The sequence below is a fragment of the Streptomyces sp. Y309 genome (assembly GCF_056712025.1).
Genome location: NZ_CM160048.1, coordinates 8,270,464 through 8,284,506 on the forward strand (window position 1 = coordinate 8,270,464; position 14,043 = coordinate 8,284,506).

A 14,043-nucleotide genomic window follows, 5' to 3' on the forward strand; every position below is an offset into this window, starting at 1 on the left:
ATGGGTCCAGCGCACACGACACACCGAGGCGAGGCGGCGTACCGGCGCGGCTTCGCGCACCCCTGGACGGCGGACGGCACGGCGGTCCCGCTCCTGGCGGGGCTGCCCCGCCCCGCCCTCGCGGACTTCGAGCGGATCGCCGTGCACGGCACGTTCCGGCGTGGGGCGCCGGTGTTCGTCGAGGGCGAGGACGGCGACTGTGTCTTCCTGATCCTGCGCGGCAAGGTCAAGGTCACGCGGCCGGATCACGAGGGCAAAGAAGTGCTGTTCACCATGGTCGGGCCCGGCCAACTCCTCGGTGAGCTCTGCGTGTTCGACGGCGGCCCGCGGCATTCGACGGCCACCGCCGTCCAGGAGACCGACCTGTGCTGGATCCCGGTGCCCGCCATGCGCGGCTGGCTCGGCCGCCACCCGGAGGCCTCGCTGCGGATGATGCACCTGCTGGCCACCCGGATCAGGAACGTCAACGACCGCCTGGAGGACGTCACCGGCGTCGACGTGGCCACGCGCGTCGCCCGCGCCCTGGTGGAGCAGGCGAGCCGGTTCGGCCGCCGCACACCGCTCGGCCTGCGCTTCAGCCTCGACCTCAGCCAGGACGAACTGGCGCGCCACGTCCGGGCGTCGCGCGAGCGCGTCAACCAGGTGCTCATGGACTTCTCACGGCGCGGCTGGCTGCTGCGCGAGGGCAACGAGTGGATCGTCCTCGACCCGCCGGGACTCACCCGCCGCGCCCGCTACCGCACCGAGACGGCGGCCCGCCGCCCGTCGATCACGGCCGGGCGGCGGCCGGTGGTCACCCCTGCCCCGGCACCACGAACAACGCCCACGTCGCCAGCGGCGCGATCAGGGCCATGGACATGCCCCACTTCATGAGCGCACCGAACACCTCCTGGCGCACCTCCTCGGGGGCGTTGGCCGTGACCAGGGCCCCGCTGGTGGACAGTGGGGAGGAGTCGACGACCGACGAGGAGACGGCGAGGGCGATGATCAGGCCGACCGCGCCGACCTGACCGTCCATCAAGAACGGTACGGCGAGGGGGATCAGGGCGCCGAGGATGCCGGTGGTGGAGGCGAACGCGGAGACCACGGCGCCGATCAGGCAGATCAACAGGGCGCCCAGGAGCGGGGAGTCGATCTTCGCGACGCTGTCGCCGAGCCAGTCGATCGTGCCCATGCGTTCCATCACGCCCACGAAGGTGACGACGCCGCAGACGAGCAGCACCGTCGACCAGGCGCAGCGGTCCACGGCGCCCTGGGACGCGTCGGGGTCGACGAGGGTGAGCACGGCGACCACCGTGAACGCCATCAGGCCGACGTTGTAGTCCAGGAAGAGCGCCCCGGCGACCATGCCGAGCAGGCCGAGGAGGGTCAGGGCGCGGGGGCGGTCCAGGCGCAGCTCGACGGCTTCGGTGGTTGCGGGTGCGACGGTTGCGGTGGCTGCGTGGGCCGGGGTGGAGGGGCCGCCGCCTGCGGGGCTGCCGTGGGGCGCGCGGGTGGGACCCGGGGCGCCGCCGCCGGTTCCGGTGCCGTCGGACACGTCCGCCTCCACGGTGTCCGACGCCCGCCGCCCGATCAGCTGCCGCCCCCCGAACATGAAGTACGCGACCACGCTGAGCGCCACGTTGAACAGGAACGACATGAGGAACAGCAGTCCGGGGTCGCCCGGCAGGTCGTTGCGTTCGACGACTCCGTTGGTGATGCTGCCGAAGACGCTCGCGGGCGAGAAGCCGCCCGCGCTCGCCCCGTTGATGACGAGCAGGCCCATGAGCAGCGGGCTGATCCGGTAGCGGGCGCAGAAGCTCATGCCGATGGGGGCGATGACGCCGACCGCCGCGGGCACCACCGCGCCGACCGCGGTGAGCGCCGCGGTGATGAGGAACATGACCCAGGGGATGAGTGCGATACGGCCGCGGACGGCGCGCGTCGCGGCGTGCACGAGCCAATCGATGGTGCCGTTGTTCTTCGCTATGGCGAAGAGGAACGTGACGCCCACGAGGACGACGAAGAGGTCGCCGGGGAAGCCGCCGAACACGTCGTCCGCGTTCTCGCCGGCGACCGAGGAGCCGACGGCGAAGGCGGCGACGAGCGCGAGGGCGCCCATGTGGACGGAGGTGAAGGTGGAGATGGTGAAGATGAGTACCAGTGCGGCGATCGCGATGAGATGGTCTGCCATGTGACACGTCCTCGCCTTCGGGCTGTCCGCAGGGTGGACTTGGAGTTCCGCCATGCGGAACTCCAGGCAACGTTGGCGAGTATGTGACGGCGGTCACGGCCCGTCAAGGGGGTGCGGACGCATCCGAGTTGTGGGCGAACGGGGCGGGTCTGGCAGGCGCCCCGGCCGGCTCGGCCCGAGGCGCCGCGGCCGCATTCACCCCGCCCGAGCCACCCGCGGCGCCTCGTAACCCAGCGCCGCGCTGATCTCCCGCGCCGCCGCCCGCACATGCTCGCCCAGCGCGTCGAGCCGGTCGCGATCGCAGCGGCTGGTGGGCATGTTGATGCTGACGCTGCCCACCGGGCTGCCGTCCGGGCCGAGCACGGGTGCGGCCACCGCGGACACGTCCTCGCGCCATTCGCCCTGGTTGAGGGCGTAGCCCCGGGCGCGGACCGCGTCGAGCTCGGCGCGCAGCGCGGCCGCGTCGCCGATCGTCGTCGCCGTGAAGCGCGGCAGGTCCTGGGCGAGATACCGCTCGACGGCCTCGGGGGAGCGGGCGGCCAGGATCGCCTTGCCGTTGGCGGACGCGTGGCCGGACAGGTGCTGGCCGAGCGGCAGCACGATCCGTACCGGCTGGGTCGTCTCCAGGCGCTCGACGAGCACCACGCGCTCGCCCTCCGGCACGGCCAGGTGCACGGTCTCGTCCACCTCGCGGCGCAGCTCCTCCATCACCGGCACCGCCACGTCCCGCAGGCTCAACTCGCCCGTGGCCTGCCGCCCGATGAGCAGGGCCTTGGTGGTGAGCGTCCAGCGGGTGGGCGTGGTGCCGGTCTGTCTGATCCAGCCCGCCGTGTGCAGCGTGCCGAGCGCCCGCTGGACGGTGCTCTTCGGCAGCTCCATGGCGCGGGCGAGCTCCGCGACGCCGATCGGCTGCCGCGGCGCCAACTCTTCGAGCACGCGCAGGGTGTTGAGGACGTTCTGCACCGCTGACCCCCTCCGGGCGTGGGCGTTGACCCCTCAGGGTGTGAGCCCTATGCTCCACCGTGCCGCATCACGATACGCTGTGCCGTGTCACGGCACAAGCGTGGAGGGGAGATCCGCGCAATGACCATCAGGACCGGCCGCCACTTCCTCCAGATCCCCGGACCGACGAACGTCCCCGACCGGGTCCTTCGCGCCATGTCCGCCCCCACCCTCGACCACCGCGGCCCCGAGTTCGCGGACCTCGCCCGCCGCGTACTCGACGCGCTGAAGCCGGTGTTCGGCACCTCGGGACCCGTCGTCGTGTACCCCTCGTCGGGCACCGGCGCCTGGGAAGCGGCCCTGGTGAACACGCTCAGCCCGGGCGACCGCGTGCTCTGCTTCGAGACCGGGCACTTCGCCTCGCTGTGGCGCGAGATGGCCCAATCCCTGGGCCTGGAAGTGGAGTTCGTGCCCGGCGACTGGCGGCACGGCGCCTCGCCCGAGGCCGCCGCCCAGCACCTGGACGCCGACATCGCCCATCGGATCAAGGCCGTGTGCGTGGTGCACAACGAGACGTCCACCGGCGTCACCAGCCGCGTCCCGGAGATCCGCGCCGCCCTCGACGCGGCGGGCCATCCCGCCCTGCTCCTGGTCGACACGGTCTCCTCGCTGGGCTCCATCGAGTACCGGCACGACGCCTGGGGCGTCGACGTGACCGTCACCGGTTCCCAGAAAGGGCTGATGCTGCCGCCCGGCCTCGGCTTCAACGCCGTCAGCGAGAAGGCGCTCGCCGCCTCCCGCACCGCCCGGCTGCCCAAGTCGTACTGGGACTGGACGCCGGTCATCGACGCGAACGAGGCCGGTTTCTTCCCGTACACCCCGGCCACCAACCTGCTGTACGGCCTCGACGAAGCCCTGCGCATGCTCGCCGAGGAAGGCCTCGAACAGGTCTGGGCCCGGCACGCCAGGCACGCCGCCGCCACCCGCGCCGCCGTGCGCGGCTGGGGACTCGAGGTGCTGTGCGCGGACGAACGCGAGCACTCCGGTTCGCTCACCGCCGTCCTCCTGCCGGACGGCCAGGACGCCGACGCCGTACGGAAGATCGTCCTGGAGCGATTCGACATGTCGCTCGGCACCGGCCTCGGGCGGCTCGCGGGCAAGGTCTTCCGCATCGGCCACCTCGGCCACTTCAACGACCTCACGCTCGCCGGGACGCTCGCGGGGGTGCAGATGGGGCTCGAACTCGCCGGGCTCCCCGTCGGCCCGGACGGCCTCACGGCGGCGCTCGACCACCTCCGCGCGAGCTGACGCTACCTCAGTTCCCGTCGATTGACTTTCTTCAACTCCCCGTTCTCGTACGCCCCTTCACCCCCCAGGAGCGTGTCGCATGACCACCAGCACGGAGTCCACGGAAGTCCGGCGTGACGAGGTCGGCGGCGACCTCGCGCGGCGGCTGCGCGCCGACCTCGACGGCGAGGTCCGCTTCGACGACTACAGCCGCCACCTCTTCGCACGCGACGCGAGCATGTACGCCATCACGCCGCTCGGCGTCGTCTTCCCCCGGCACGCCGAGGACGTGCGGGCGACCGTGGCCGCCGCCGCCGAACACGGCGTGTCCGTCGTGCCGCGCGGCGCCGGCACCAGCCTCGCCGGGCAGACCACGGGCCCGGGCATCGTCCTCGACCTGTCCCGGCACATGCGGCGCATCGTCGCCCTCGAACCCGAGGGCCGCACCGCCCTGGTCGAACCGGGCGTCGTCCAGGACCAGTTGAACCGCGCCGCCGCCCCGTACGGCCTGATGTTCGGCCCCGACACCTCCACCAGCAACCGCGCCACCATCGGCGGCATGATCGGCAACAACTCGGCGGGCAGCGGCTCGCTGCGGTACGGCATGACCATCGACCACGTCCGCGCCCTCGACGTCGTGCTCGCCGACGCGAGCACCGCCCACCTCGCGCCCCTGACCGCGCGCGAACACGCGGACCGCGCCCGCGGCGCGGGCCTCGACGGCCGCGTCCACCGCGAACTGCCCGCGCTCGTCGCCGCGCACGCCGACGCCATCGCCACCGGATTCCCCGGCCACTGGCGGCGGGCGGGCGGCTACCGCCTGGACCGGCTCGCCCGCGAGGACGCGCCGTTCGACCTGGCGAAGTTCCTGGTCGGTTCGGAGGGCACCCTCGCCATCAGCACCCGCGCCCTCGTGGATCTCGTACCGAAACCGGCGCACACCGTGTTCGCCGTCGGCCACTTCACCTCGGTGGCCGGGGCCATCGAAGCCACCCAGGACGCCCTCGCCTGCGATCCGGCCGCCGTCGAGCTGATGGACCGCACGATCCTCGACCTGTCCCGCCAGAAGATCGAGTACGCCTCGCTGGCCACCGTCCTCGAAGGCGACCCGGACGCGCTCCTGTTCGTCTCCTTCACGGGCGACGACGAACGCGAACTCATCGGCAGGGTCGAGCAGTTGACGAAGCTGTGGCAGCGCCACGGCCACGGCTACCACACCCTCGCCGCCGTCACCCCGGCCGACCAGACCGCCCTGCTCAAGGTCCGCAAGTCCAGCCTCGGCCTGCTCATGGCCGCCAGCGAGGGCACACGCCGGCCGCTGGCGTTCATCGAGGACACCGCCGTCGACCCGGTCCACCTGCCCGCGTACACCAGCAGACTGAAGAAGGTCCTGGACCGCCACGGCCTCACCGCCGGGTTCTACGGCCACTGCTCGGTGGGCTGTCTGCACATCCGCCCCTTCCTCGACGTGACCGACCCCGCCCAGCGGCAGACCATGCGCGCGGTCGCCGAGGAGATCAAGGACCTGGTCACCGAGTACGGCGGCGTCAACTCCAGCGAACACGGCGACGGCCTCGCGCGCAGCGAGTTCAACCGCGAGCTGTTCGGCGACGAGCTGTACGAGGCGATGCGGCGCGTGAAGGGCCTCTTCGACCCCGACAACCGGCTGAACCCCGGCAAGATCGTCGACGCGCCCGCGATGACGGACCACCTGCGGGACCCGGCGCTGCCGCCCGCGCCGGGCCTGCGCACCCGGCTCGACTTCGAGGTCGCGGGCGGCATGCGGGCGGCCGCGGACCGCTGCATGAACATCGGCCTGTGCCGCAAGAGCGAGACCGGCACGATGTGCCCCTCCTACATGGCCACCCGCAACGAGGAGGACTCGACCCGCGGCCGCGCGGGCGCCCTCGTCAAGGCCCTCTCCGAACCCGACCCGCACGCGGCACTCGGCGACGAGCGGCTGCACGAGGTCCTCGACCTGTGCCTGATGTGCAAGGCCTGCAAGAGCGAGTGCCCGCTGGGCGTGGACATGGCCTCCTTGAAGGCGGAGGCGCTCGCCCACCACCACGACGAGCACGGGACACCGCTGCGCTCCCGGATCTTCGGCGCCATCCGCCTGCTCAACCGCCTCGGCTCCGCCACCGCCCCCCTGTCCAACCTGCCAGGCCGCATCCCCCTCTTGCGCCGACTGCTCCACCGCACCCTCGGCATCACCCCGCACCGCCCCTTGCCGCGCTACGCCCGCCGCAACCTGGTGCGCTGGTTCGGCCGCCGCCCCGCCGCCGTCGTCGCGGCACCCCGGGGCACGGTCGTCATGCTCGCCGACTCCTTCACCACGTACACCGAACCGGAGATCGGCCAAGCCGCCGTGGAACTGCTCGAACGCGCCGGATGGGCCGTGCAGTTGGAGAGCGGCGGCTGCTGCGGCCGCGCCGCGCTGTCCAAGGGACTCCTCGACGAGGCGAGCGACAAGGCCTTCCAACTGGTCCACCGCATCACGGAAACCACGCCTCCCGACGCCCCCGTCACCGGCTGCGAGCCGTCCTGCCTCATGACGCTGCGCGACGAGCACCGGGCCCTGCTGCCGCTCGACTCCGCCCGCGAAGCCGTCACGGGCCGCGTCCGTCAGCTCGAAGAACTCCTCACCGAAGCCATCGACGACGGCGGCCTCACCCTGCGCGAGGACTCCTGGCTCAGCGGCCGCACCCTGTTCTTCCACGGCCACTGCCACCAGAAGGCCGAGGTCGGCACCGCGGCGACCGTCGCGCTGCTGCGCCGCATCCCCGGCGTCGAGGTGCGGGAACTCGACGCGGGCTGCTGCGGCATGGCGGGTTCCTTCGGCTACGAGTCCGAGCACTACGACGTGTCGATGACCGTGGGGGAGGACCGGCTGTTCCCCGCGGTGCGCGCCGCGTCCGAGGACACCGTCGTCGTCGCCACGGGCCAGTCGTGCCGCCAGCAGATCTTCCACGGCACGGCACGTAACGCCTGGCATCCGGTGCAGTTGGTGCGCGAGGCGCTGTGAGCGGGGCCCCGGCGGTCCCCTTCCCTACTCCTCGCCGACCTGGCTGAGCCGGTCGTCGCCCATTCTGTTCTGTACGTCGGTGAGCAGGACGTGCAGCAGATCCGTCAGGCGGGTCTGCTGCTCGGGCGTAAGACCGGCGACCAACTCGGCCTCGCGGTGCAGCACTTGGTCGACGGTCGCCTCGACGAGGTCGTGCCCGGCCGGGGTCAGGGTGACGAGCACCGTACGGGGGCGGCCCCCGGCCGCCTCGCGGGTCACCAGGCCCTCCTGCTCGGCGCGGGCGACCCGCTGCGAGACGGCGCCCGCCGTCACCAGTGAACGGCGGCCGAGTTCACGGGTGCTGAGGGCGTACGGAGGGCCGCTGCGGCGCAGCACGCTCAGCAGGTCGAGCGTGGCGGTGTCCACCCCGGCGCGGGCCAGGACCCGGCGGCGGTCGTCGCCGAACAGCTTCGCCAACTGCCAGATCGGCGTGACGATCCCGATCGAGGAGACCGGGGTGCCGGGGCGCTCGCGCTCCCACGCGGCGGCGATCTCCCGCGCGGAGTGGGCGCGCGCAGGGTCGTGAGGGGAGTGGTCGCGCCCAGCGTCCTGCGGGGAGTGGGCGCGCGGGGGGTCCTGCGGGGTACGTACGCCGCCGCTGCCGTCGTCGTCCCGCCCCGCCTGCGGATTCCTTGCCACCGTGGCCCTCCCGAGTGCTACATTGAGGTCTAAATTTAGCCCTAAACGAATCTGATTCGGAGCTCAGCATATGGCACGCACCATCCTGGTCACCGGAGGCGGCACGGGCATCGGCCGCGCGATCGCGCGGCACTTCGCGGCCGAGGGCGAGAGCGTGATCGTCACCGGCCGCCGCCCCGGCCCGCTCAAGGAGGCGGCCGCCGAGACCGGCGTCCGCACCGCGATCTGCGACCACACCGACCCCGCCGCGCTCACCCGGCTCCTCGACGACCTGCCCGAGCGGATCGACGTCCTGGTCAACAACGCGGGCGGGAACATCGCGTTCGACACGGACGGGAAGAGTGACCTGGCCTCGTACGCCCGGGACTTCCGCGCCAACCTCGACGCCAACCTGGTCAGCGCCGCGCTCACGACGAAGGCCCTGGAGGACCGGCTCGCCGCGGGCGGCGCCGTCGTCCACATCGGCTCGATCGCCGCCGAGCAGCCGTCCGGTTCCTACGGCGCGGCCAAGGCGGGCCTCGCCAACTGGAACATCGACCTGGCGCACGCGCTCGGCCGCCGCGACATCACGGCCAACGTCGTCGCGCCCGGCTACATAGCCGACACCGAGTTCTTCCGCGACCAGCTCTCGGGCGAACGGCGCGAGCAGTTGATCGCGGCCACCGCGACCGGCCGCGCCGGCGCGCCCGCCGACATCGCGGGCACCGTCGCCTTTCTCGCCTCCCCGGCGGCCCGCCACATCACGGGCCAGGTGTTGCACGTCAACGGAGGGGCACGCGCGACGCGTTGAGCCACGCGGCGACGCGTTGAGAAGCGGGTCGCCGGCACACGCGGAGACACGCTGCCGGGACCGCCCGGCTGTCAGTGGCCGCCGCTAGGGTGCGACGCGACACCGCGTGAAGGGAGCTCCGCCGTGGGCAAGCTGGTCTACTCGTCGATCGCGTCGCTCGACGGCTTCATCGAGGACGAGGAGGGCTCCTTCGACTGGGCGGTCCCGGACGAGGAGGTGCACAGCTTCATCAACGAACTGGAGCGCCCCCTCGGGACGTATCTCTACGGCCGTCGGCTGTACGAGATGATGACGGGCTGGGAGACCGAGCCCCCGGGGCCCGAACAGTCCGATGCCATGCGGGACTTCGCGCGCATGTGGCAGGCGGCGGAGAAGATCGTATACTCCACCACCCTGGAGCGGGCCGTCACCGCCAGGACCCGTATCGAGCGCGTCTTCGACCCCGAGGCGGTCCGGCGGCTGAAGACCGAGCGCGATCACGACCTGGTCGTCGGCGGCACCGGTCTCGCCGCCCACATGCTCACGGCAGGACTGGTCGACGAGATCCACCTGTTCCTCGCGCCCAGCGTGGTGGGTGGCGGCAAGGCCGTGTTCCCCGCCGGCCTCCGCCTGGGCCTGGAACTGCTCGACGAGCGGAGCTTCGGCAACGGCATGGTGTTCCTGCGCCACCGCGTGCGTACGTAGGGGTCGCGCCCGTACATGGCGTCCGCGTCGGGCGGGTGAGCCCTAGCTGCTGCTGCCCGCGGCGGGGTCCGGCAGCAGCTCCCGCAGCAGTTCCTCGAACTCGTCCGGCGTGGGCGGCTCGTCGTCGAGCAGGGCCTGGAGGAGCAGTCCGTCGTAGGCCTGGGTGAAGAGCTTGACGCGCAGCGGGTCGTCCGTGAAGGCGCGGGCGAAGGCGGCGAGCGCGTCCTTCCAACGGCGGGTCGCCGCGCGCTGCTCCGGGCGGCGGGCCGCGAGCAGGCACAGCTCGAACTCGGCCAGCAGATGCCCGGGCGGCGTCAGGGTCTCCGCCATCAGCAGCGCCAGCGACCGGCGCTGGTCGACGCCGTCGACCGGGGCGTCGACCAGCGCCTCGATGCGCGCGGAGTCCTCCTCCATGCACTGGGTCAGTGCCGCCGTGAGGAGCGCGTCGATGCTGCTGAAGTAGTACGTCGTCGCGGTCGTCGGCAGGTCGGCCTCGCGGGCCACCGTGCGATGGGTGACGCCGGCGGCGCCGTCCCGCGCGATGACGCGAACGGTCGCCTCGATCAGCGCCCGGCGACGGCGCTCACCCTTGGCGCGGCGGCCGTCCGTGGCGGCCGGTCCTTCCGCCCGCTTGAGGTGCGGTGGGGCCTGCTGCCCGGCGCTCGTCGCGCCGCCCGGCCCGGCCTTCGTGCCCGTGCTGGTGTCGGTGCCCGTCTCGTTCAGGGTGACTCTCCGTTCCGGCTGTTGTCCTGCGCCGAGCTGTTGTCCTGCCTCGCGCTGGGTTGCCTGAGCCTCGCCCGGCTCACTCGGCGGCGACCGCGTCGGGCAGTTTGGCCGGGGCGTCACGGACCCCCAGGCGCAGGTGTTCGACGTGGTAGAGCGCTTGGTCGAGGAGTTCGGCGACGTGGTTGTCGTAGAGGGCGTAGACGATCGAGCGGCCGTGCCGCTCGCCGGTGACCAGGCCCAGGTTGCGAAGCAGGCGCAGCTGGTGGGAGCAGGCCGAGGCTTCCATGCCGACGGCGTCCGCGAGGTCGTTCACCGAGCAGGGCCCTTCCTGGAGCCGGGCCAGGATGTGCAGTCGCGAGGGGGTGGCGAGGGCCTGGAGGGTGGCGGCGACGTCGGCGGTGCCGACCGCGTCGAGGCGCTCGCGCGTGGTGGCGCTGCTGGTGGCGTCGGTTCCGTGGCCCATGCGGGCCATCATACTCACGACAACTGAAGACCTGTTCAGCTGTTCCGGTATGGTGAATGTGTTGCCCCGTCCGCCCGTGAAGGGTTGCTTTGTCATGTCTTCTGTCCTGGATCAGCGCCGGCCCGCACCGGTCGGCGCGCACCCCGCACCGGTGCGGCGGCGTACGCGCGTCCTGGCCCTGCCGGAGGCCCGCTGGGCGCTGGCGGCGCTGGTGCTGTTCCTGCTCGCCCTCCCGCCGTATCTGCTGGATGTCCCGGCTTGGTTGTGGGGGACGTTGTTCGCCGCCACCTACGTCACGGGCGGGTGGGAGCCGGGATGGGAGGGCTTGAAGGCACTCAAGGGCAAGACCTTGGACGTGGATCTGCTGATGGTCGTGGCGGCGCTCGGTGCCGCGGCCATCGGTCAAGTACTCGACGGGGCGCTGCTGATCGTCATCTTCGCCACCTCGGGCGCCCTGGAGGCGGTCGCGACCGCCCGCACCGCGGACTCCGTCCGCGGCCTGCTCGACCTTTCCCCTTCCACCGCGACCCGCCTGCTGCCCGACGGCACCGAGGAGACCGTCGAAGCCGGACTGCTCGACGTCGGGGACACGCTTCTGGTCCGGCCCGGAGAGCGCGTCGGCGCCGACGGGCAGGTCCTGTCCGGTGCGAGCGAGGTGGACCAGGCCACCATCACCGGCGAGCCGTTGCCGGTCGCCAAGGGTACGGGCGACGAGGTGTTCGCCGGCACCGTCAACGGCACCGGCGCGCTGACCGTGCGGGTCGGGCGCGACCCGTCGGACTCGGTGATCGCCCGGATCGTGAAGATGGTCGAAGAAGCCTCCGCGACCAAGGCGCCCACTCAGCTGTTCATCGAGAAGATCGAGCAGCGGTACTCGATCGGCATGGTCGTCGCGACCCTGGCCGTCTTCGCCGTCCCGCTCGCCTTCGGCGACGAACTGCGGTCGGCGCTGCTGCGGGCGATGACCTTCATGATCGTGGCCTCCCCGTGCGCGGTGGTGCTCTCCACGATGCCGCCGCTGCTGTCCGCCATCGCCAACGCCGGACGCCACGGTGTGCTCGCCAAGTCCGCCGTCGTCATGGAGCGCCTCGGCCGGATCGACACCGTCGCGCTCGACAAGACCGGCACCCTGACCGAGGGCACCCCCCGCGTCACCGATGTGCGCCCCCTGCCCGGCAGCGGCCTGGACCAGGACGCGCTGCTCGCCCTCGCCGCCGCGGCCGAGCATCCCAGCGAGCACCCCCTGGCCCGCGCCGTCGTCGACGCCGCCCACGCACGCGCCCTGCCCCTGACCGGGGCCGCCGACTTCACGTCCGCCCCGGGCAAGGGCGTGCGAGCCACCGTCGACGGCCACACTCTCCAGGTCGGCTCCCCCTCTCGTCTGCTGCCGACCGAGGGCGACCAAGCCCATGCGGTGGTGCGGGAGTTGGAGGACGCCGGACGCACCGCGGTGGCGGTGGTGCGCGACGGCACGTCGGTGGGCGTGCTTGGCATCGCCGACCGGCTGCGGCCGGACGCCGCCGCCACCGTCGCCGCGCTCACCCGCCTGACCGGGCGCACACCGGTCCTGCTGACCGGCGACAACGAACGCGCCGCCCGGCACCTGGCCGCCGAGGTCGGCATCACCGACGTCCGCAGCGGCCTGCTCCCGCAGGACAAGGTCACCGCCGTCCGGGAATGGGAAGAGCGCGGCCGCAAGGTGCTCGTCGTCGGCGACGGCGTCAACGACGCCCCGGCGCTGGCCGCCGCCCACTCCGGGATCGCCATGGGCAGAGCAGGCTCCGACCTCGCCCTGGAGACCGCCGACGCCGTCGTCGTACGCGACGAACTGGCCACCATCCCCACCGTCGTGCAACTCTCGCGCACCGCCCGCCGCCTGGTCGTCCAGAACCTGGCCATCGCCGGTGCGTTCATCACCGCCCTGGTCGCCTGGGACCTGATCGGCACCCTCCCACTGCCCCTCGGCGTCGCCGGACACGAGGGCTCCACCGTCATCGTCGGCCTCAACGGCCTGCGCCTGCTGCGCGAGGCCGCCTGGAACGCCCCGCGCGTGCGGTACTAGCGCCGCAGGGCCAGCAGGCGCTCGGCGTTGGTGTGGGCGATCTTCTCCCTGTCGTCCGGACTCAGCGGGAGGCCGTCGAGGAAGGCGCGGCCGGCCCGGTTGGAACTGTAGGGGTAGTCCACGGAGAAGAGGATGCGGTCCGGGCCCAGGGTGTGCAGGGCGGCGGTCAGTGGCGCGTAGTCGAAGATGCCGCTGGTGGTGATCCAGAAGTGGTCGGTGAAGTAGTCCTTGACCCGCCGCGGCAGCCCGGCAGCGGGCGTCAGCATCCAGTCCGCACGCCAGATCATCGACGGCAGGCACTCGCCCATGTGCCCGATGATCATCCGGAGTCCGGGGAAGCGGTCGAAGACCCCGGCGAGGATCAGGCGCAGCACATGCGCCCCGGTGTCGATGTGCCATCCCCAGGCCGCGCTGCCCAACGCCTCGCCGACCAGTGGGGAGAAGCCGGAGTAGCAGGCGTCGAACACCGCCTGCGGGGGCCGGTTCGGGTGCAGGTAGACCGGTACGCCCAGTGCCTCGGCGCTCTCGAAGACCGGCCAGAACGACCGGTCGTCCAGATAACGGCCGTCGACGTGGCCGTTGACCATGGCGCCCCGGAAGCCCAGCGCGGTGACCGCGCGCTGGAGTTCCGCGGCGGCGGCCTCGGGGTCCGGCATGGGCAGGGTGGCGAATGCCGCGAACCGGTCGGGGTGGGCGGAGACGGCCTCGGCCATGGCGTCGTTCGCCTCGCGGGCCAGGCCGACGGCGCGGTCCGCGGGCAGGGCCTCCGTCGCGGGCACGGTGTGCGACAGGACCTGCAGGGCGATGCCGTTCGCATCCATGTCGGCGATGCGCTGGTCGCCGATGTCGGTGATGCCGGGCGGCCGGTCTTCGCCCGGCGGCCAGAATCCCTCGTCGGCCAGCATCCGGTAGAAGCCCTCCATGGGGTGGTCCACGTTCGCTTCCCGGATGGCGTTGGTCGTGAAGTGCTCTTCCAGCGCGATGACGCGCAGCGGAGCCTCGGTGTTCTCGTGCGCGGAGGTCTCTTCGTGCGCGGACGCTTGGGGCATCGGTGAGGTCCTGGGTGGGGGAGGGGAGTTCGTACGGTCCGTGTGCCACGGCCGCCGTTTGGAGCCGGCTCAGATCATCTCCTGGGGAGAGGGGAGGGCCTTCGACGTACAGGTGAGGAGGTGGCGATCCCACTCGGATGGCGCCCAAGGCCCAAACGAGAGCC

12 protein-coding genes are annotated in these 14,043 nt (G+C 72.3%); 6 read left to right on the forward strand and 6 right to left on the reverse strand.

Translation table 11 applies throughout. From position 1 onward, the window contains the following. Complete coding sequence (locus tag AC0KTA_RS34575; protein WP_481052133.1) at positions 1-873, forward strand: Crp/Fnr family transcriptional regulator; 873 nt, start codon at positions 1-3, stop codon at positions 871-873. Here the strand turns inward: AC0KTA_RS34575 and AC0KTA_RS34580 are convergent. Further along, on the reverse strand, positions 794-2,173 hold the full coding sequence (locus tag AC0KTA_RS34580) for an SLC13 family permease (protein ID WP_481052134.1): 1,380 nt from the start codon (positions 2,171-2,173) through the stop codon (positions 794-796). The two genes, AC0KTA_RS34575 and AC0KTA_RS34580, sit on opposite strands and share 80 nt — an antisense overlap. Positions 2,174-2,368: 195 nt before the next feature. Further along, complete coding sequence (locus AC0KTA_RS34585; RefSeq protein WP_481052135.1) at positions 2,369-3,136, reverse strand: IclR family transcriptional regulator; 768 nt, start codon at positions 3,134-3,136, stop codon at positions 2,369-2,371. Positions 3,137-3,256: 120 nt separating this feature from the next. On the opposite strand from AC0KTA_RS34585, the gene AC0KTA_RS34590 reads away from it, so the two are divergent. Together AC0KTA_RS34590 and AC0KTA_RS34595 are read left to right on the forward strand one after the other, a co-directional pair. Then, the gene (locus AC0KTA_RS34590) at positions 3,257-4,423 is read left to right on the forward strand and encodes a pyridoxal-phosphate-dependent aminotransferase family protein (RefSeq protein WP_481052136.1); all 1,167 of its coding nucleotides are present in this window, start codon (positions 3,257-3,259) and stop codon (positions 4,421-4,423) included. Between the two features lie 79 nt (positions 4,424-4,502). Further along, positions 4,503-7,427 carry an FAD-binding and (Fe-S)-binding domain-containing protein gene (locus AC0KTA_RS34595; protein WP_481052137.1) on the forward strand — a complete coding sequence of 975 codons (2,925 nt, stop codon included), beginning with the start codon at positions 4,503-4,505 and terminating at the stop codon, positions 7,425-7,427. A 24-nt stretch (positions 7,428-7,451) separates the two neighbouring features. Here AC0KTA_RS34595 and AC0KTA_RS34600 read toward each other — a convergent pair whose 3' ends face one another. Further along, the gene (locus AC0KTA_RS34600; RefSeq protein ID WP_481056668.1) at positions 7,452-7,958 is read right to left on the reverse strand and encodes a MarR family winged helix-turn-helix transcriptional regulator; all 507 of its coding nucleotides are present in this window, start codon (positions 7,956-7,958) and stop codon (positions 7,452-7,454) included. 217 nt (positions 7,959-8,175) lie between these two features. Between AC0KTA_RS34600 and AC0KTA_RS34605 the strand changes: the two genes are divergently transcribed. Together AC0KTA_RS34605 and AC0KTA_RS34610 are read left to right on the forward strand one after the other, a co-directional pair. After that, positions 8,176-8,895, forward strand: coding sequence for an SDR family NAD(P)-dependent oxidoreductase (locus AC0KTA_RS34605; RefSeq protein WP_481052138.1), 720 nt, complete (start codon positions 8,176-8,178; stop codon positions 8,893-8,895). A 123-nt stretch (positions 8,896-9,018) separates the two neighbouring features. Next, positions 9,019-9,579: a dihydrofolate reductase family protein gene (locus tag AC0KTA_RS34610; protein WP_481052139.1), complete on the forward strand. Its 561-nt coding sequence runs from the start codon at positions 9,019-9,021 to the stop codon at positions 9,577-9,579. A 42-nt stretch (positions 9,580-9,621) separates the two neighbouring features. Here the strand turns inward: AC0KTA_RS34610 and AC0KTA_RS34615 are convergent, their stop codons facing one another. Next, positions 9,622-10,425, reverse strand: a complete 804-nt coding sequence (locus AC0KTA_RS34615; RefSeq protein ID WP_481052140.1) for a TetR/AcrR family transcriptional regulator — start codon at positions 10,423-10,425, stop codon at positions 9,622-9,624. Beyond that, positions 10,382-10,768, reverse strand: a complete 387-nt coding sequence (locus tag AC0KTA_RS34620) for an ArsR/SmtB family transcription factor (RefSeq protein WP_481052141.1) — start codon at positions 10,766-10,768, stop codon at positions 10,382-10,384. The genes AC0KTA_RS34615 and AC0KTA_RS34620 overlap by 44 nt, the downstream gene beginning before the upstream one ends. A 94-nt stretch (positions 10,769-10,862) precedes the next feature. Here AC0KTA_RS34620 and AC0KTA_RS34625 point away from each other — a divergent pair, with 94 nt between their 5' ends. Further along, a complete protein-coding gene (locus AC0KTA_RS34625) occupies positions 10,863-12,830 on the forward strand; it encodes a heavy metal translocating P-type ATPase (protein ID WP_481052142.1) in 1,968 nt (655 codons plus the stop codon). Here AC0KTA_RS34625 and AC0KTA_RS34630 read toward each other — a convergent pair. Next, positions 12,827-13,879: an amidohydrolase family protein gene (locus AC0KTA_RS34630; RefSeq protein WP_481052143.1), complete on the reverse strand. Its 1,053-nt coding sequence runs from the start codon at positions 13,877-13,879 to the stop codon at positions 12,827-12,829. The genes AC0KTA_RS34625 and AC0KTA_RS34630 overlap by 4 nt on opposite strands. Positions 13,880-14,043 lie beyond the last annotated feature (164 nt).